Annotated in this window: 11 protein-coding genes; all 11 read left to right on the top strand. The window is 40.5% G+C overall.

Annotation, left to right across the window (positions count from 1 at the left end):
• Window positions 1-306: 306 nt before the first annotated feature.
• The 11 genes from BSAG_RS10285 to BSAG_RS10235 all read left to right on the top strand — a co-directional run bounded on the left by BSAG_RS10285 (window position 307) and on the right by BSAG_RS10235 (window position 19,662).
• Window positions 307-870, top strand: coding sequence for an L-threonylcarbamoyladenylate synthase (locus BSAG_RS10285; protein WP_004313073.1), 564 nt, complete (start codon window positions 307-309; stop codon window positions 868-870).
• Window positions 871-2,664 carry a chloride channel protein gene (locus BSAG_RS10280; protein ID WP_004313072.1) on the top strand — a complete coding sequence of 598 codons (1,794 nt, stop codon included), beginning with the start codon at window positions 871-873 and terminating at the stop codon, window positions 2,662-2,664.
• A 34-nt stretch (window positions 2,665-2,698) separates the two neighbouring features.
• Window positions 2,699-3,670 (top strand): methionyl-tRNA formyltransferase, encoded by a 972-nt coding sequence (gene fmt, locus BSAG_RS10275; protein WP_004313070.1) that lies wholly within the window; start codon window positions 2,699-2,701, stop codon window positions 3,668-3,670.
• 67 nt (window positions 3,671-3,737) lie between these two features.
• Window positions 3,738-4,388: a ribulose-phosphate 3-epimerase gene (rpe, locus tag BSAG_RS10270; RefSeq protein ID WP_004313068.1), complete on the top strand. Its 651-nt coding sequence runs from the start codon at window positions 3,738-3,740 to the stop codon at window positions 4,386-4,388.
• A gap of 8 nt (window positions 4,389-4,396) precedes the next feature.
• Window positions 4,397-6,490 carry a ComEC/Rec2 family competence protein gene (locus BSAG_RS10265; protein WP_004313066.1) on the top strand — a complete coding sequence of 698 codons (2,094 nt, stop codon included), beginning with the start codon at window positions 4,397-4,399 and terminating at the stop codon, window positions 6,488-6,490.
• Window positions 6,491-6,536: 46 nt separating this feature from the next.
• Window positions 6,537-7,574 (top strand): DHH family phosphoesterase, encoded by a 1,038-nt coding sequence (locus BSAG_RS10260; protein WP_004313064.1) that lies wholly within the window; start codon window positions 6,537-6,539, stop codon window positions 7,572-7,574.
• Between the two features lie 118 nt (window positions 7,575-7,692).
• Window positions 7,693-8,388: a DUF4827 domain-containing protein gene (locus BSAG_RS10255; protein ID WP_004313062.1), complete on the top strand. Its 696-nt coding sequence runs from the start codon at window positions 7,693-7,695 to the stop codon at window positions 8,386-8,388.
• 37 nt (window positions 8,389-8,425) lie between these two features.
• Window positions 8,426-9,814, top strand: a complete 1,389-nt coding sequence (gene glmM, locus BSAG_RS10250) for a phosphoglucosamine mutase (RefSeq protein ID WP_004313060.1) — start codon at window positions 8,426-8,428, stop codon at window positions 9,812-9,814.
• Between the two features lie 815 nt (window positions 9,815-10,629).
• Window positions 10,630-14,589, top strand: coding sequence for a helix-turn-helix domain-containing protein (locus BSAG_RS10245; RefSeq protein ID WP_004313059.1), 3,960 nt, complete (start codon window positions 10,630-10,632; stop codon window positions 14,587-14,589).
• 282 nt (window positions 14,590-14,871) lie between these two features.
• Window positions 14,872-18,009, top strand: coding sequence for a SusC/RagA family TonB-linked outer membrane protein (locus BSAG_RS10240; protein ID WP_004311032.1), 3,138 nt, complete (start codon window positions 14,872-14,874; stop codon window positions 18,007-18,009).
• Between the two features lie 27 nt (window positions 18,010-18,036).
• Window positions 18,037-19,662 (top strand): RagB/SusD family nutrient uptake outer membrane protein, encoded by a 1,626-nt coding sequence (locus tag BSAG_RS10235; protein ID WP_004311031.1) that lies wholly within the window; start codon window positions 18,037-18,039, stop codon window positions 19,660-19,662.
• Window positions 19,663-19,775: the final 113 nt, after the last annotated feature.

Consider the following 19,775-nt stretch of genomic DNA (forward strand, 5'->3'; position numbering starts at 1 on the left):
CTTAAACGTTTTAAATTCGACACAAAAATGGCACTTTTGCTTTCTTGCTTGAAATTGAGGCAAAGATAGAGATTTCTAATGATTCTGCTTTCGGAGATAAGGAAGATTTTCGTTAATAATCGTTTAAAACGAAGTTTTGGGATGTTTGTTCTGTTAGGGAAACACGCTTGTAATAATGTAATAGTTAAATTGTTGTCTGCCAATAGTTGATTTTAAAGGGTGATTTAAAAACGTCAGGATAGATTTCACTAAATGGAATAAATGTGTTATTTTTGCGTCTTGTTCTTAACGGAAATTAATCAAGAAATGATAGAAGATATTAAAAAAGCCTGTCAGGTGATGAATGAAGGAGGAGTGATCCTTTATCCCACTGATACCGTATGGGGTATAGGCTGTGACGCGACTAATGAGGAGGCTGTACGCCGGGTGTATGAGATTAAGAAACGTGCTGATAGCAAAGCTATGTTGGTGTTGGTGGATTCTCCGGTTAAAGTGGATTTTTATGTACAGGATGTACCTGATGTAGCATGGGATTTGATTGAAGTTGCCGACAAGCCGTTGACGATTATTTATTCCGGAGCACGAAATTTAGCACCTAATCTGCTGGCCGAAGATGGCAGTGTAGGGATTCGTGTGACGAATGAAGATTTTTCCAGAAGACTCTGTCAGCAGTTCCGTAAAGCAATTGTTTCTACTTCGGCTAATGTCAGCGGGCAGCCGGGTGCTGCTAATTTTAGTGAAATTAGTGATGAAATCAAATCGGCGGTAGATTATATCGTTGGCTTTCGTCAGGATGATATGAATAAGCCGAAACCCTCAAGTATTATTAAGTTGGAAAAAGGTGGAGTGATAAAGATAATTCGCGAATAAATGAAAGGAGAAAAACTTAGTTTATTGCAGCGTTGTATCAAATGGCGGGAAGCGAACATAAAGGAGAAGCAATTTATCCTGATATTAAGTTTTCTGGTCGGAATCTTCACTGCGTTTGCTGCGTTAATATTGAAATTTTTTATCCATCAGATACAGAATTTCCTGACTAATAATTTCAATGCAACAGAAGCTAACTATTTGTATTTGGTATATCCGGTAGTCGGTATTTTCCTTGCAGGTTGGTTTGTGCGTAATATTGTAAAGGATGATATCAGTCATGGGGTCACCAAAATTCTATATGCCATCTCCCGTAGGCAGGGACGTATCAAGCGACACAATATCTGGTCGTCTACTATCGCCAGTGCCATAACCATCGGATTTGGTGGATCAGTCGGAGCAGAGGCACCAATTGTACTGACAGGTTCGGCAATCGGTTCCAATCTCGGGAGCGTGTTTAAGATGGAGCATCGCACGTTGATGCTGCTCGTAGGTTGTGGTGCGGCAGGTGCCATTGCCGGTATTTTTAAAGCTCCGATTGCGGGACTGGTATTTACCTTGGAAGTGTTGATGATTGACTTAACCATGTCTTCTTTGCTTCCCCTGCTGATTTCTGCCGTGACAGCAGCAACTGTTTCGTACATAGTCACTGGTACGGAGGCTATGTTTAAGTTCCACCTCGATCAGGCATTTGAACTGGAACGTATTCCTTTCGTTATCTTGCTGGGAATTTTTTGTGGGCTGATTTCGTTGTACTTCACACGTGCCATGAATTCGGTAGAAGGTGTATTTGGCAAACTCAATAACCCTTACAAGAAACTGGCTTTTGGTGGTGTGATGTTGAGTGTATTGATTTTCCTTTTCCCACCTCTTTATGGTGAAGGATATGATACGATTAATCTTTTGTTGAATGGAACGTCTGCCGAAGAGTGGGATACGGTCATGAACAACTCTATGTTTTATGGCTATGGTAATTTGTTGCTGGTTTATCTGATGCTGATTATCTTATTGAAAGTATTTGCTTCCAGTGCAACAAACGGTGGAGGTGGTTGTGGTGGTATCTTTGCTCCTTCGCTTTATCTGGGATGTATTGCCGGTTTTGTTTTCTCTCATTTTAGCAATGACTTTGCTTTCTCCGCTTATTTGCCGGAGAAGAATTTCGCATTGATGGGAATGGCGGGAGTAATGAGTGGTGTCATGCATGCTCCATTGACAGGGGTGTTCCTGATAGCCGAGCTGACAGGTGGATATGATTTATTTCTTCCGTTGATGATTGTATCTGTAAGTTCATATCTGACAATTATTGCTTTCGAACCTCATAGTATCTATTCGATGCGTTTGGCTAAGAAGGGACAATTGCTGACACATCACAAGGATAAAGCTGTGTTGACGCTGATGAAAATGGAAAACGTGGTGGAGAAAGATTTCGTTGTCGTACACCCGGAAATGGACTTGGGCGAACTGGTGAAAGCAATTGCAGCTTCCCATAGAAATGTCTTTCCGGTGACAGATAAGAAAACGGGTGAATTGTTGGGAATTGTATTGCTCGACGATATTCGCAACATCATGTTCCGACAAGAACTTTATCATCGTTTCACTGTTAATAAATTGATGATATCTGCTCCTGCCAAAATCTTCGATACGGATGGAATGGAGCAGGTTATGCAAACATTTGACGATACGAAAGCCTGGAATCTTCCGGTCGTAGATGAGGAAGGCCGCTATCAGGGATTTGTCTCTAAATCAAAGATATTTAATTCGTATCGGCAAGTGCTGGTACATTTTTCTGAAGACTAATCCGTGCCTAAGTAATGATAACATATTTAAAATGATGAAGAAAGAGGACTTAAGAATAGTATATATGGGGACTCCCGATTTTGCAGTAGAGGCCCTGCGTCAATTGGTAGAAGGCGGTTATAATGTAGTGGGTGTGATTACGATGCCCGATAAACCTGCCGGACGCGGACATAAGATTCAATATTCTCCTGTCAAACAATATGCGCTCGAACAGAATTTACCGTTGCTTCAACCGGAAAAGTTGAAAGATGAAGCTTTTGTGGAAGCGTTGCGTGAATGGAAAGCGGATTTGCAGATTGTAGTTGCTTTCCGTATGTTGCCGGAAGTGGTATGGAATATGCCGCGACTGGGTACATTTAATCTTCATGCTTCTTTACTTCCTCAATATCGTGGAGCTGCTCCTATCAACTGGGCGGTTATCAACGGTGATACGGAAACCGGGATTACGACTTTCTTTTTGAAGCATGAGATAGATACCGGAGAGGTCATTCAACAGGTACGTGTGCCTATTGCAGATACGGATAATGTAGAAGTGGTACATGATAAATTGATGATGTTGGGAGGAAAGCTGGTTCTTGAAACAGTAGATGCTATACTGAATGGAACGGTCAAACCAATTCCTCAAGAAGATATGGCAGTTGTTGGTGAACTCCGTCCTGCTCCGAAGATATTTAAAGAAACTTGCCGGATTGACTGGAACCAGCCGGTGAAGAAGATCTACGATTTTATCCGTGGATTATCACCTTACCCCGCTGCCTGGAGTGAACTGATTGCTTCCGAAAAAGCAGAAAGTGTGGTCGTGAAAATATTTGAAAGTGAGAAAGTTTATGAATCACATCAATTGGTTGCTGGAACAATCGTGACTGATGGCAAGAAATTTATGAAAGTAGCTGTACCGGATGGATTTGTATCTATTCTTTCTTTACAACTACCCGGTAAGAAACGACTGAAAATCGATGAGTTGCTTCGTGGTTATCACCTGGAAGATGGGTGTAAGATGAAGTGATCTGACAATAAGATAGAATAAAAACCGTCCCGAACACGAGACAATTAGAACCTAAAATAAAAGAATTATGAAACCGATTATCGCTCCTTCTATTCTTTCTGCCGATTTTGGATATTTGGCAAAGGATATTGAAATGGTAAACCGCAGTGAAGCGGAGTGGGTACATATTGATATTATGGACGGAGTATTTGTTCCGAATATTTCATTTGGCTTTCCGGTACTGAAATATGTAGCGAAGTTAAGTAAGAAGCCGTTGGATGTGCATTTGATGATTGTGAATCCGGAGAAATTCATTCCGGAAGTAAAAGCATTGGGTGCTCATACGATGAATGTGCATTATGAAGCTTGTCCACATCTGCATCGGGTGATTCAACAAATCAGAGAAGCCGGGATGCAGCCTGCTGTAACGATCAATCCTGCTACTCCTGTAGCTCTTTTACAAGATATTATCCGGGACGTGTATATGGTGCTTATCATGAGCGTGAATCCAGGATTTGGCGGGCAGAAGTTTATCGAACATTCGGTAGAAAAAGTTCGTGAACTGCGTGCCCTGATTGAACGGACAGGTTCGAAAGCCCTGATTGAAGTAGACGGTGGCGTGAACCTGGAAACAGGAGCCCGTCTGGTTGAGGCGGGAGCCGATGCGCTGGTGGCTGGAAATGCTGTCTTTGGTGCACAGGATCCGGTAGAAATGATTCGTCAGTTGCACGAACTGTAACTAATCTATTGAATTCCTTTTATATCCATCGATATCCATTTATACGCCTGCTTATCCCTTGGATAGCAGGCATTTTTTGTGGAGATCATTTTTTTGACCGTTCATGGGATCCCCTTTGTGGTATTCTCTTCTTTGGCTTTTTTGCTGTATTGTCTTTTGCTCTTTATTTTCTGAAACGCTATTCGCTGCGATGGTGTTTTGGGATAGCTATCTCCGCTCTTTGTTTTACGGGAGGATGGCTTGGGATGACTGGACAATTGCAACAGGCTGTCTGCTCTTTTCCGAAAGAAGAAACTGTGTACCGGGTTTTGATAACGGATGCAGCTCAACCAAAAGAACATACTTACCTCTGTCAGGCATTATTAAAAGAACGTCGTGATACTGCGGGCATATATCCGATAGGACATACTGCGGTTCTTTATCTACAGCAAGATTCGTCTGCCTCCCGTTTGAAGAGTGGAGATGAACTGCTGATTTCTGCCCGCATTTCTCCTCCTCTTAACAATCGAAACTTTGATGAATTTGATTATGCCCGCTTCCTGATGCGGAAAGGTATTAGCGGAACAGGATATGTTGCATCCGGGAAATGGATAAAATGCGACGGAATGAATAACTTTGACCTCAAAAGTGTAGCCAGCTCTTGTAGAAGAAACGTGGTTTCACTTTATCAGGAACTGGGATTCAACGGGGATGAACTGGCAGTACTTTCAGCACTAACAATAGGAGATAAGACAGAATTAAGTGATTCGGTTCGTGAAAGTTATTCGGTAGCAGGTGCAAGCCATATTCTTGCTTTATCCGGTTTGCATATCGGACTTTTATATACAATGCTTTTTTTCATTCTGAAACCTATTGCCCGAAGAGGAAATATAGGTAGATGTGTGCGTTCTGTTTTTCTTCTTGTCTTATTGTGGACCTTTGCTTTTTTTACAGGGCTTTCTCCGTCGGTAGTACGTTCGGTCAGTATGTTTTCGATTTTAGCTATGGCGGATATGGTTGGTCGTGAACCTTTATCTTTAAATACATTGGCAGTAGCTGCGTGGTTGATGTTATTCTGCAATCCTGCATGGCTGTTCGATGTTGGTTTTCAGCTCTCTTTCCTTGCTGTTGCTTCTATTTTGCTTATCCAAAAGCCGATCTACCATTTGATTACCGTGAAAAGTAGAATAGGAAAGCATGTTTGGGGACTGATGAGTGTATCTGTTGCCGCACAAATAGGAACAGCTCCGCTTGTTCTGTTTTATTTCTCCCGATTTTCCGTGCATTTTCTGTTGACGAATTTAGTTGTTATTCCTTTGATTACGATTATCTTATATGCTGCTGTCGTAATGCTTCTTCTGACTCCTTTCTCCTGGCTTCAGATAGGAGTGGCCGGAGGTGTTAAGAAGCTGTTGGAAGGACTTAATTTCTTTGTCCGATGGGTAGAACGGCTTCCTTGCGCTTCTATAGATGGAATTTGGCTTTATCAGTCAGAAGTGCTAGGTATCTATATTGTTATCGCTCTGCTAACCTATTATTTCATGAATCGCCGATACCGGAATCTGCAAATCTGTCTTTTTTCTATCTTGTTGATGGGGACTTATCATGCAACACTGTATTGGCTGGATTGTCCTCAAACGAGTTTAGTCTTTTACAATGTGCGTGGTTGTCCGGCAGTACATTGCATAAAAAGTGACGGGCAATCCTGGATAAACTATATGGATACTCTCTCCAATGAAAAACGTCTGAAACACATGACAGCTAACTATTGGAAGCGTCATCACCTTCTTCCTCCCCAAGAAATAACGGCTGATTGCCGGCACGCTGAACTTAACCGTCAACAGCAGATTATATCCTATCATGGTTGTCGTGTATGTGTCATAAACGATAACCGTTGGCGAAACAAATCCACCGTTTCTCCGTTATATATTCAGTATCTTTACTTATGCAAAGGATATGACGGTCATCTGGAAGAACTCGCCCAGGTCTTTTCTTTCTCTTACGTCATATTGGACGCGTCCCTCTCGGAATACCGCAAACACCTACTTGAAAGCGAATGCAAGAAATCCGGTCTGCGATTTATCTCTTTGTCCGACGAAGGTTCTGTCCGCTTTTTGCTCTAAGTACAAAGATTTATCGTACATTTGCACCTTGATAAAGTTTAAGAGTATGTTGACGAAAGTAATTGAACAAGCCAAAATAGACCATTTTACCAAATGGTTTGAACGAGCTGACAAAATAGTAATTGTATCCCATGTTTCTCCTGACGGCGACGCTATTGGCTCATCATTGGGATTATATCATTTCCTGGATTCACAGGAAAAAACAGTAAACGTAATTGTGCCGAATGCCTTTCCCGATTTCCTGCGATGGATGCCGGGCAGTAAGGATATTCTTTTGTATGACCGTTACAAAGATTTTGCCGATAAGTTGATAGCCGAAGCTGACGTAATCTGTTGTCTCGACTTCAATGCATTGAAGCGTATTGACGATATGGCAGATGCTGTGGCTGCATCTCCTGCACGTAAAATCATGATCGATCATCACCTGTATCCCGAAGATTTCTGTAAGATTGTAATGTCCTATCCTAAGATTTCTTCTACTTCCGAATTGATATTCCGGCTGATTTGTCGTATGGGATATTTCAGTGATATCACGAAGGAAGGTGCAGAATGTATCTACACAGGCATGATGACAGATACAGGAGGATTCACTTATAATTCAAATAACCGGGAAATTTATTTTATCATCAGCGAGCTGCTTTCCAAAGGAATCGATAAGGATGATATTTACCGTAAGGTGTACAATACCTATTCGGAGAGCCGTTTGCGTTTGATGGGCTATGTATTGTCGAACATGACTGTTTATCCGGATTGTAATTCGGCATTAATCACATTGACAAAAGCCGAGCAAAGTAAGTTTAACTATATAAAAGGTGATAGCGAAGGCTTCGTAAACATCCCCCTTTCCATCAAGAATGTTTGTTTCTCCTGCTTCTTGCGGGAAGATACAGAGAAGCCGATGATTAAAATCTCCCTTCGTTCGGTAGGAACCTTTCCATGTAATCAGTTAGCCGCTGAATTTTTCAACGGTGGCGGACATTTGAACGCTTCGGGCGGTGAGTTTTTCGGAACGATGGAAGAGGCAAAAGCGGTCTTTGAGAAAGCGCTTGAGAAGTATAAACCTTTGTTAACAGCAAAAAGCTAAAGATGGAAGGTTAAAAGTGAATATGGAAAGGTTAAAAGATACGAACTTTCAACTTCCCCCTTTCAACTTTTAATGATTTTGAGATACATTTGTGCGGAATATAGCTAAATAACAGATAATGAAGAAACTTGTATTTTTATTTCTCTCTTTGTTAACCGCCGGAAGTCTGTTCCAGGCATGCGACAATTCGAAGACTTATGCAGAAATGCTGGAAGACGAGAAAAATGCGGTGAATAAGTTCATCAAAGATAATGATATTCGTGTCATTTCACTGGAAGAGTTCGAAAGAGACACTGTTACGGCTTCAAAAGAAGCTGGGGATGGATATGACGAATATGTTGCTTTTTCCAACGGCGTATATATGCAGATCGTAGATCGTGGCGGGAAAGAGGAAGGTGAGAATGGGGTTGAGTTTATTAATGAAGTAGACACTTTTGCTAATAATAATGTCATTTGTACTCGTTATGTAGAAAAGGATATGATGACAGGAGAGGTTACTTGTTTCAATGTACCTTTAGAAGAATGGATGGATGCTCCTGATTATTATAAGTTTCCATTAACATTCCGTTATGTACAAAACGCGTCTACTGTTTATGGAATCGTTTTATCCGGTAGTTTGGAATATGATTTATTATGGAATAGTAATGGCTATGGAACTGCAATTCCATCCGGATGGTTGATTGCCTTACCTTATTTGCGTAATAATGCCCATGTACGTCTGATCGTACCTTCTAAGATGGGGCATACAACTGCACAACAATATGTCAATCCTTATTTCTATGATATCTGGAAGTTTGAGAAAGCAAAAAGCTAAAGCACTAACATTAGATAAATCTTTTAGTTAAAAACCTATGACTCTAATCAAATCTATCTCTGGAATCCGCGGAACCATCGGCGGAGGAGCGGGAGAAGGACTGAACCCGCTTGACATTGTAAAATTCACCTCGGCTTATGCTACGTTAATTCGTAAGACCTGCAAAGCGAAGAGCAACAAGATTGTTGTGGGACGCGATGCCCGCATCTCGGGTGAAATGGTAAAAAACGTAGTAGTCGGCACATTAATGGGAATGGGCTGGGATGTAGTAGATATTGATCTTGCTTCTACTCCGACCACAGAACTTGCTGTGACAATGGAAGGCGCTTGTGGCGGTATCATCCTGACAGCTTCTCATAACCCTAAGCAGTGGAACGCACTGAAGTTACTGAATGAACATGGCGAATTTCTGAATGCAGCCGAAGGCAACGAAGTGCTTCGTATTGCTGAAGCAGAAGAATTTGACTATGCCGACGTAGATCACTTGGGTTCTTACCGCAAAGACCTGACTTATAACCAGAAACATATCGACAGTGTATTGGCTCTTGACTTGGTAGATGTAGAAGCTATCAAAAAAGCAGATTTCCGTGTAGCCATTGACTGTGTAAACTCGGTAGGCGGTATCATTCTTCCCGAACTTCTTGAACGTTTAGGTGTGAAACATGTAGAAAAACTCTACTGTGAACCTACCGGAAACTTCCAGCACAACCCCGAACCGCTTGAAAAGAACCTCGGTGACATCATGAACTTAATGAAAGGTGGAAAGGCCGATGTAGCTTTTGTTGTAGACCCCGATGTTGACCGTCTGGCAATGATCTGCGAGAATGGCGTAATGTACGGTGAAGAATATACACTGGTTACTGTTGCCGACTATGTACTGAAACATACCCCCGGTAACACTGTTTCTAATTTGAGCTCTACCCGTGCTTTGCGTGATGTAACTCGCAAGTATGGAATGGAATACAGCGCTTCTGCCGTAGGCGAAGTAAATGTTGTAACGAAGATGAAAGCAACCAATGCCGTTATCGGCGGTGAGGGAAATGGTGGAGTAATTTATCCTGCCAGTCACTACGGACGTGATGCATTGGTAGGTATCGCATTATTCCTTAGCCATCTGGCTCACGAAGGAAAGAAGGTTAGCGAGCTCCGTGCTACTTATCCTCCTTACTTCATTGCTAAAAACCGTGTAGACCTGACTCCGGAAATTGATGTAGATGCTATCCTTGCCAAAGTAAAGGAAATCTATAAGAACGAAGAAATCAATGATATCGACGGTGTGAAAATAGACTTTGCCGACAAATGGGTGCATTTGCGCAAGAGTAATACAGAACCGATCATCCGTGTGTATAGTGAAGCTTCTACTATGGAAGCTGCCGAGGAAATCGGTCAGAAGATAATGGATGTGATTAATGAATTAGCAAAATAATATCCTGCAAAATAGGATTTTATTTATAACATTTGAGTCTCGTATATCATAAAGATAACTGAATAAGTTGTCTCATTGATATACGAGACTTTTTATTAGGATGATATCCACTGAATGATAATAGTTACTCTTCTCCTTGAGTATTAACAATAAAGTTTCTTTTGATTAAGTCTAAACTTCCTTTCGTCTAATAGTAAACTTCTCTTTTGTTATTTACAAACTTAAAATGAAAGCTTCATTTTTATAAATGCAAGCTTTGTTTTTAAAAACGGAACCTTTGTTTTTATAAATGAAGCTTGCATTTATAGATTGGAAGGGATGAAAAGCAACTTTACTGTTAATAAAAAGAAAGTTTGGACTTAATCAAGAGCAACTTTTCTATTAATAGATTACATGAGAAGTAAGCAGTGTTGAGAGAGAAGTAATCAACAAAGCTTACTTCTCTGCGTCGTTAGCATAGATACACCACAAGAATATCAATTGGTATACAACTTTATAGGTCTTATATCAATGATAAACACATGGCTTAAATATGCATATTGATAAACGTACGGCATGAAAATAAAACTGATTGCATTATTTATAATGATGAGATCATTGAAAAATGGAAGAGGCAGACTCTTAGATTGTGTGAACTTAGTAGTGAAGTAATTGTTGAAAAATAGAGGTACTTGATAAAATAGAGTTGCATTTTCCGTATAAAAACGTATCTTTGTGTAAAGAGAATCAAAGACATCGATTATTAATGGCTATTTTCTTTCGCACTGCGAAACAAAACATATAAGCGATTGCCTGATATTTAATAGATGATATTAATGATTAACACAATGAAAATGCGCTTGATTTTTCCTTTTGTTCTATTGATTTATTCATTGATCTGTCAGGCAGATGGTGGTAAAGATTCATATATCTTCCGGAAAGTAGATTATCAGCAAGGATTATCTAATAGCGCTGTGCTTTGTCTTTTTCAAGACAATACAGGGTTGATGTGGTTCGGTACTTACGATGGAGTCAATTGTTATGACGGCAGAAGCATGGAAGTTTTCCGTTCCGATTTTTCAGCTCCCAAGGCTTTGAGTAACAACGTAATCCATTCTATTCAGCAGGCGGATAATAATTGTTTGTGGATTTCTACTCATTTGGGGATTAATCGTCTTTCACAGAATTCACGGCAAGTTGTCGGATATTATGACTTTACAGATGATTATTATCTACATTCCAATTCTAAAGGAAACACATGGGTGGTGAGTCATGGTGGAATTTTCTACTATAATACATCTTATAAACGATTTGTACAGATTAAGAATCTGAAAGTACCCGTAGAAGATATGGATAAACGGGCATTCGTAACGGATGATGGTGTTTTGTGGATTTTCACTCAACAAACAGGGGAGCTGTTACAGGTTTCGCAGGATGCTTTTGATTGTGACACATTATCAATTCATTCAACTGTTTCATCTACTGATTTTCATGCGAAACCTATTGAAGATGTCTTTTATCAGAATGGCGTTCTTTGTTTTATCGATAGTGAGCATGATCTTTATGTTTATGATATTTCCCGACAATCTAAAATTTATATTCGTAACCTTTCTTCATTAGTGCAGAAGAATGGAACTATTGCAGGAATAGCCCTTTTCTATGAAGATATTATTATTGGTTTTCGAACGAATGGGTTAGTCCGTCTCCGTACTTCACAAAAATATAAAGAAGAAGTGGTCGACCGGAATGTACGTATATATAGTATTTATCGAGATCCTCATCAGAATGTCTTATGGGTTGCTTCGGACGGACAAGGAACGATTATGTATGCTAAGAAATATTCTATTGCCACCAATTTGATGCTCAATCAACTGTCATCTAACTTAAGCAGGCAGGTACGTTCTGTTATGACAGACGATAGTGGTGGACTATGGTTCGGGACGAAAGGTGATGGACTGCTGCATATACCGGATTATCGTGAGAATGAGGAGGCTTCTGCCGTTACAGTTTACTCTCCTGAAGGAAAGCAAAATGTTGTGTCTTATATACGATGGAATAAAGAATTTCCTGTTTATAAATTGGTTCAAAGCCGTTATATGGATGGCTTTTGGATAGGATCTGGAGATCCGGGACTATTTTACTATTCTTTTGAAGACAAAGCTTTGCATTCTGTGGAGAATCTGCCGGCACAACCCACCGAGATACATGGCATTTATGAGGAAAATGATAGTGTACTTTATGTGGTGACAGCCGGTTCCGGTTTTCATAAATTAATACTTGAGAAGCAGGCAGGTACCATTCGTTTCAAGTCGCAGAAAAGTTATCATTTTTTTCACGGTCAGCGAGAAATTACGATGTTCTATCCAATGTTGCCCGAAGGGGATTCTATTTTGTGGCTTGGCAGTCGGGAGAAAGGACTCGTACGGTTTGATAAGCGGACTGAAGAATATAAAGTGATTTCTTTGAAAGAAATGCTTCATAAGTCGGTAGACGATGTGCTCAGCCTGTATCGGACCAAAGAAGGGTTGTTATATGTAGGGACAACATCAGGATTGGTATGTTTGAATTCTAATGGCAAACAGATGAAAGCTACCTATATCGGACGGGAGCAAGGTTTGCTCAATGATATGATTCATGGTGTACTTGAAGATGAGAACGGACTCTTATGGCTTGGTACGAATCGGGGGCTGATTAAATATAATCCGATAAATGGCTCATCACATGCCTACTTTTACAGTGCAGGTGTTCAAATCGGTGAGTTTAGTGATGATGCTTATTACATGTGTCCATATACACAGGAGCTTTTTTTCGGTGGGATTGACGGGTTGCTTTATTTGGATAAAGAGGTGCAGGCTGCTCCGGAATTTTATCCGGATATTTTGTTACGTAAGTTGACTGTTGGACATACGCAAGTGGTTCAGGGGGATGGAGATTACTATACAGACGATGGTAAGGCATTACAGTTGAAGGGGACGGAGGTTTCATTTGCACTTTCTTTTGTTGTTCCGGATTTTTTATCAGGAGAAGATATAGAATATTCTTACCAGTTGGAAGGATATGATAAGGATTGGACCTCTTTTAGTAGTATTAATGAAGCCTCATATACAGGAGTGCCGGCAGGTGATTATATCTTTAAGGTACGCTATAAGAGGGATGTATTTGATACAGAATATCGGCATTTTTCTATTCCGGTATATATCCTTTCTCCCTGGTATCGATCGGTGGCGGCTTATTTTGTTTATTTGATCATTTTTTTGTTGTTGTTAGGGTACGTGATATATTTGCTACGTAAAAACTACCTTCAGGAACGGATGATGAAAACACTGATGGGGACAGAAAGTTGCCGGAAATCCGAGACTGTATATACAAACCGTAGGATGCTTGAAGATTTTACTCTTATTTATAATTATTGTGACCAATTGCGTGCAGAGAATCTTTCTTATGAGCAATGTCTTGAGAAAGTGTCACTGATACGCGAAACTGTGATGAGCGCACTTCTTAATCCTGACGCTCTGTTTTTGGAAGAACTTAAACAATTCTTTCCGGATCGGTTTATTGTTTCTGCGCGTATGAGTATACAGGGAGTTTCTCAAGAGGTGTTGCGTACGTTGGAAGAACAAGGGATTGATCATTCTTCTATATCGTCAATGATTCCGGAACACTTAACATTTCCAGTTTACAAGAATGCGTTATACAGTATTCTTTATTGCTGCTATCTCCGGATTACTGAAATGAAGGGTACTCATGGCGTAATAGTAGAAATGTCAGAACAGGATGGTAAGATGCAGCTACATTTTTCTTCTAAAGATGCTACTGCGAAAGCGTTGTATGAATATCTTTCAGATAAAGCTTCTTCGGTGACGGAGAAAGATTCCGATCATGTGTTTGTTGTGCATTTACTTTTAGGTTTTGTACGGTCGGCTTTGGAACGTATTCATGCCGTTCTTCGTTATGATGATGATGAGAGTGGTAGTCGGTTGACGATTATCTTTGAACCGGCGGTCTTGACAGTAGCAGGTGAACAAGGGAAAAAAACTGTGCTTTTGTTGGAAGACAGAGATGAAATGACTTGGTTGATTAGTAATTTCCTGGCTGATGAATACGTGGTTCATCAAGTAAAGAGTGTGCAGCTTGCTTTTGACGAAATTCGTCGGTCGGCTCCGGCTCTATTATTAGTGGATATGACAATGTATGCCAATGCTGAAAGTACTTTTATGGAGTATGTTAGCCGGAATCGTACTCTGCTTTCAAAGACAGCTTTTATTCCATTGTTAACCTGGAAAGTTGGTTCGGCCATTCAGCGGGAACTGATCTTGTGGTCTGATTCTTATATTGTACTTCCTTATGATATATTATTCTTGCGGGAAGTTGTCCATAATGCTATTTATGGAAAGCGGGAAGCGAAGCAGATATATATGGAGGAACTGGGAGATTTGGCGGGACAGATTGTCTGTACAACTACCGAACAAGCTGATTTTATTCGTAAATTGTTAAAGGTGATTGAAGAAAACCTGGACAAGGAAGAACTGGGCTCAACGTTGATCGCTGATCGTATGGCAATGAGTTCCCGTCAGTTCTATCGTAAATTCAAGGAAATTTCCAATACTGCTCCCGGTGATTTAATAAAGAGTTACCGTATGGAAAAGGCAGCCCGCCTGTTACTTGATGAAGAACTTTCTATTCAAGATGTTATTATGGAGGTCGGTATTTCCAGCCGGTCTTATTTTTATAAAGAGTTTACCCGTCGGTTCGGGATGACACCGAAAGATTATCGGGAACAGCGAAAGGTATGCTGATTGTCAGGTTAAATTCTTTCGTATAGGTGATTAGTTGGGAAACATTATTATTTATTTGTTTGTCACAACCTTGTGCTCTAAATTCCTTTTGTCGATTTTATTGTATTGATTATTAGTGTGTTAATCTGTGCTCTAATTTACCATTCTGTGCTTTAGATATGTGTCTTTATTTTGCCGTTTTTTTGGCAAGGTAGAGCATTGGACTTTTATTCGAATAGCCTTTATTTGCAACAATCTTTTTAAAGGGAATTAACCTTATTACTAATCAAATTTAAAGGAATTATGAATGAAAAACTAAAGTATCTTACCTTATTTGTAATAGGTATGATGTTGAGTTTGGGCATGAATGCTCAATCTGTAAAATCAATCTCCGGTACGGTAACCGATGATCAGGGAGAGGCGGTTATCAGTGGTACGGTGAAAGTTAAAAACGGTAGTACAGGAACAATCACTGACATTAACGGTAAATACACTCTCTCTGTTCCTTCCAATGCCACCTTGGTGTTTTCGTATATTGGTTATATCACACAAGAATTTAAAGTCTCGGAATTAAAGAGTAATGTTCTGAACGTAGTTCTGCAATCGGATACGAAAGCACTGGACGAAGTAGTCGTTGTAGGTTATGGTACCATGCGCAAATCAGACTTGACGGGTTCCATTTCCACAGCCAAAGGTAAAGACATGCTGAAAGCACAATCATTCAATGCGCTTGACGGATTGAAGGGTAAAGTGGCCGGTGTGAATATCTTCTCTAATACCGGTCAGCCGGGTGGAGAATCACGTGTCATCATTCGTGGTATTTCTACTATCAACGCATCAGCATCACCGCTGTACGTAGTCGATGGAGTGGTGATGTCAAACTTCGAATTGCTTAATCCGAATGATATCGAATCTATCGAAGTATTGAAAGATGCTTCCTCTGCTGCCATCTATGGTGCCCGTGGTGCAAATGGTGTTATCATGGTGACTACCAAGCGCGGTAATGCAGGAAAAGGAGTCCATGTTTCCTATGATGGTTCATTGTCTATCGGTAAGATGGCTAGAAAAATAGATGTAATGGATGCTAACGAATGGATGTCTACCTTCAAGCAGGGATTGGAAAATGCCAACGAATTTCAAGGCAAGAACTTCACAACTGATCTGTCACAGATATTCACAGACGAACGTTTGTTCAATGCAGACGGTTCTCCGAAATATAATACCAACTGGCAGGATGAAGCATCCCGCACTGCCATCTCTCATAACCATCAGATCAGTATCCAACGTACAGGAGAAGGATCTTCTATCGGAGCATTCATCAATTATACCGATCAACAGGGTATTTTGTTGAATTCTTACTTCAAACGTATCAATGCAAAATTGGCGTATGATGACAAACCGACTGATTGGCTGTCTACTTCCGCTAATTTATTAGTAAATCATACTTGGGGTAATAGAACTTCTGATAACCCTTACGGACAAGGCGCATTGCGTACGATGATCGAACAGTTGCCTTTCTTACCGGTTAAGCTGGATGGTGAATATACGCAGACGAACATTATTAATACAAGCTCTATTCTCAATAATCAGACTGATCCTAATAGCGGAAAACAAGGATTCAGCCCGGAAGGTGTAGGTAATCCCGTTGAGTTGCTCGAACGGATGCAGGCTATGCAATATCGTACGCAGATTTTTGGTAATGCTGCTTTGACTTTCCATCTCATGAAAGGATTGGATTTGAAGACCCAGTTCGGTATCGACTACCACAATAATCGTGATGCTAACTATACGCCGTTCACTCCGCGTCCGATGATTAATCAAAGTTCCGAGGGAGCAGCTTCTGCAAATAACTCCAACTCTTTGTATTGGCAGGAAGAAACCTATTTGACTTATGTGAAAGATATAAACAAACATCACATTAATGCAATGGCGGGTATGTCTTGGCAAGAGTATAATTATACCAAATTCGAAGCTTCCGACAGTAAGTATATTGATGACTTCTACGGATATTATAATTTAGGTTCCGGAACGAACCGTCCTTCTGTAGGCAATGATTACGACAAGTGGGCGATGAACTCTTATTTCTTGCGTCTGGCATATTCTTATGACAACAAGTATATGGCTACCGTAACCGGTCGTTATGATGGCTCTTCCAAATTCGGACAGAACAATAAATATGCATTTTTCCCGTCAGTCGGCTTGGGTTGGATGATTTCTAATGAAGACTTTTTGAAAGATAACTCATTGATCAGCAAGCTGAAATTACATACTTCTTACGGTCTGACAGGTAATTCGGAAATTGGTACATATAAATCATTGGCTACGGTGAGCCAGTCGAATACGATCATTGGTGATGCTCTGCATGTAGTGTCTTATCTGGACAATATGCCTAATCCGGACCTGAAATGGGAAAAGACAGGACAGTGGGACTTAGGATTCGAGTTGGGTTTATTCAATAACAGACTGAATTTCGATATTTCCTATTATTATAAGTATACTTCGGATTTGTTGCTCGACCGTCCGGTTCCTGAATCAACAGGTTACTCTTCCATTATGGATAATATTGGAGCCGTTTCCAATCGTGGTGTAGATATTCTGGTTACAGCATATCCTATTCAGACACATGATTTCCAGTGGACTTCCACTCTTAATTTAGGTTTCAACAAAAACCGTGTAGAGAAGTTGGATGAAAGTGCATCTGTTGATCCTGTCACCGGTAAGCGTCAGATTACGACCGACGGTTTTGTGGGTTACGATATGTTGATTCGTGAAGGTGAAGAGCTTTCCTCTTTCTATGGTTATAAGCGTGCCGGTATTTACGATGGTATTCCGTCTAACTGGGATCCGGAGACAATGAACATACCTTCCACTATTGGTGAAAAGGTAACTTATAAGAAACGCGAAATTATCGGTAACGGATTACCTGACTGGATGGGCTCATTCATCAATACCTTCAATTATAAAGGATTTGATTTGACTTTAGACTTCCAGTTTACATGGGGGGTGGACGTGATGCAAGAATATTATCACTCTACTGTAGCCCGTTTCCTAACTAACGGTATAGACCGTCTTTATAAGGAAGCATGGCATCCAACTCTCAATCCGTCGGGTAAAGAACAGGCAATTCGTCTGAATAACTTTGGTCAGGGAGCTAATAACCAGGCAGATGATGACTGGGTTTGCAATGGTTCTTATTTGCGTTGTAACATGATTCAGCTCGGATATACCTTCAATCCGACACTGATTAAGAAGATCGGTCTGTCTTCATTGCGTTTGTATGCGAATGTGAATAACGCATTCCTGATTACTTCTAAGGACTATAACGGATATGATCCGGATAACTCATCTCGTTTAGGTGACAACAAATGGGGGGCTAACCGCCAATTCTTCACCTATCCGCGTCCGAGAACGTTTACGTTCGGTCTTAATGTAGCATTTTAATTCACCGTTATAAAAACTATAAGAATTATGAAACTATTAAAAGTATATATATCTGCATTTTGTATGTGTTCACTTTCTGTGTTGCTGAATTCATGCGACGATTTCCTGAAAGAAGAACCATTGGATATGAAGTCATCTGACCAATTCTGGAAGACGAAAGCTGATGCGGAGTCGGGTGTGAACGCATTGTATTTCGGTGGTGTACCTTATTTACACAACACTGATGTAGGCGGTGGCTGGACTCCTAAAGCGACAATGTGGGGTGGTATTGTGTCCGGATTGTACGTTGATAAGCGTAAGGATAGAACATTTACTACGGCATCCGAAGGGTGTAATTTCAATATTGAATCTTTTGATGATATTGCAATGAAATACTGGCATGAGTTTTATAAAGGTATTTCACGTGCCAACTTTGTTATTGCCAATATTCCGACAATGACCGGTGTGCTGGATGAAGCTACTATTAATAATTATGTGGCTCAAGGTAAATTCTTCCGTGCATATGGATATTTCTGGCTGGTCAAAGAATTTGGTGGTGTTCCTTATATTTCAGAACCTTACACATCTACAGAAGGTATGTACAAAGAACGTCTTTCTGCTGAAGAGGTTTATAAGAAAATTGAAGCCGACTTGCTGGATATTGTCAACGGGGATGCATTGCCGAATAAAACGTTTTATGATAATGGCTGTTATGTCACTAGGGCAATGGCGCAGACTTTGCTGGCACAAGTTTATTTGCAATGGGCTGGTGCACCGTTAAACGGTGGAACAGACTATTATGGAAAAGCAGCACAGATGGCTTTGAAAGTGATCAATGATAGTCCTCACGAACTTATTCATCCGAATGGAACGACTGATGATTTGAGCTCGGCATATAATGTAATCAAGACTACGAAAAGTTCTGCAGAAATCATTTATGCTAAAGAATATAATTATAGTGATTATAGTGTAGGTAACTCTTATGCTTGTCGTTCTATTGGTACAGATGCTTTCCAATGGGGAGTGTTCCATCCGGGAGGAGACGTGCTGTATAATGCATACCTTCCCTGTGATATGTTGCTTAACAGCTATGCCTCTAATGATATTCGAGGACATGAGAAACAGTTCTTCTTTAAGAAATATACCGATGCTGCAGGAAAGACTTATACTTTGAACAATGCAGGCAACTGGGCGTGGTTTGATGAAAATGCTTTGATTAGCGGTCACGACGGTGATTATAATATGCCGGTATTCCGTTTTGCGGAAGTCTTGCTGATTGCGGCCGAAGGTCTGGCACGTACAAATCATGAAGATAATGCTGTCGGTGGAGCTAAATATTATCTCAATCAAGTGCGTAAACGTGCTGGATTGGCAGATGAGACGGCTACAGGAAATGATTTAATACAATCGATTTTGACTGAACGTTTACATGAGTTACCATTGGAATTTAAGATTTGGGACGACATTCGCCGTACTCGTTTGTATCCGGAAGCATCTACAGAATCAGGAAAATTGAAATGGACTGCTCTTGCATCGGCTCAAATCCAAAACAAGCCAGATGGAAGCACAAGAGCCGGTGCCATTCCTGAATATGCTTTGTTATGGCCTATCCCGTTAGATGAAATTCAGGCTAATCCTGCGTTGGAAGGACATCAGAACCCGGGATGGAATTAATTAGGTAATAATAAATATTTGTTTCTGATAGAATTGGAGAGAGGGTAAAGGCTAATTATCCTCTCTCTATTGCTTAAACGGTTAGTCTTTCGGTTGTACTCTCATTGTATACA

Source organism: Bacteroides sp. D1 (assembly GCF_000157095.2).
GTDB lineage: Bacteria > Bacteroidota > Bacteroidia > Bacteroidales > Bacteroidaceae > Bacteroides > Bacteroides xylanisolvens.

What these genes read in the sequence shown, in the direction of transcription:
- BSAG_RS10285 (WP_004313073.1), top strand. Translation starts at nt 307, where the DNA reads ATGATAGAAGATATTAAAAAAGCCTGTCAGGTGATGAATGAAGGAGGA.
- rpe (WP_004313068.1), top strand. Translation starts at nt 3,738, where the DNA reads ATGAAACCGATTATCGCTCCTTCTATTCTTTCTGCCGATTTTGGATAT.
- fmt (WP_004313070.1), top strand. Translation starts at nt 2,699, where the DNA reads ATGAAGAAAGAGGACTTAAGAATAGTATATATGGGGACTCCCGATTTT.
- BSAG_RS10245 (WP_004313059.1), top strand. Translation starts at nt 10,630, where the DNA reads ATGATTAACACAATGAAAATGCGCTTGATTTTTCCTTTTGTTCTATTG.
- BSAG_RS10255 (WP_004313062.1), top strand. Translation starts at nt 7,693, where the DNA reads ATGAAGAAACTTGTATTTTTATTTCTCTCTTTGTTAACCGCCGGAAGT.
- glmM (WP_004313060.1), top strand. Translation starts at nt 8,426, where the DNA reads ATGACTCTAATCAAATCTATCTCTGGAATCCGCGGAACCATCGGCGGA.
- BSAG_RS10240 (WP_004311032.1), top strand. Translation starts at nt 14,872, where the DNA reads ATGAATGAAAAACTAAAGTATCTTACCTTATTTGTAATAGGTATGATG.
- BSAG_RS10235 (WP_004311031.1), top strand. Translation starts at nt 18,037, where the DNA reads ATGAAACTATTAAAAGTATATATATCTGCATTTTGTATGTGTTCACTT.
- BSAG_RS10280 (WP_004313072.1), top strand. Translation starts at nt 871, where the DNA reads ATGAAAGGAGAAAAACTTAGTTTATTGCAGCGTTGTATCAAATGGCGG.
- BSAG_RS10260 (WP_004313064.1), top strand. Translation starts at nt 6,537, where the DNA reads ATGTTGACGAAAGTAATTGAACAAGCCAAAATAGACCATTTTACCAAA.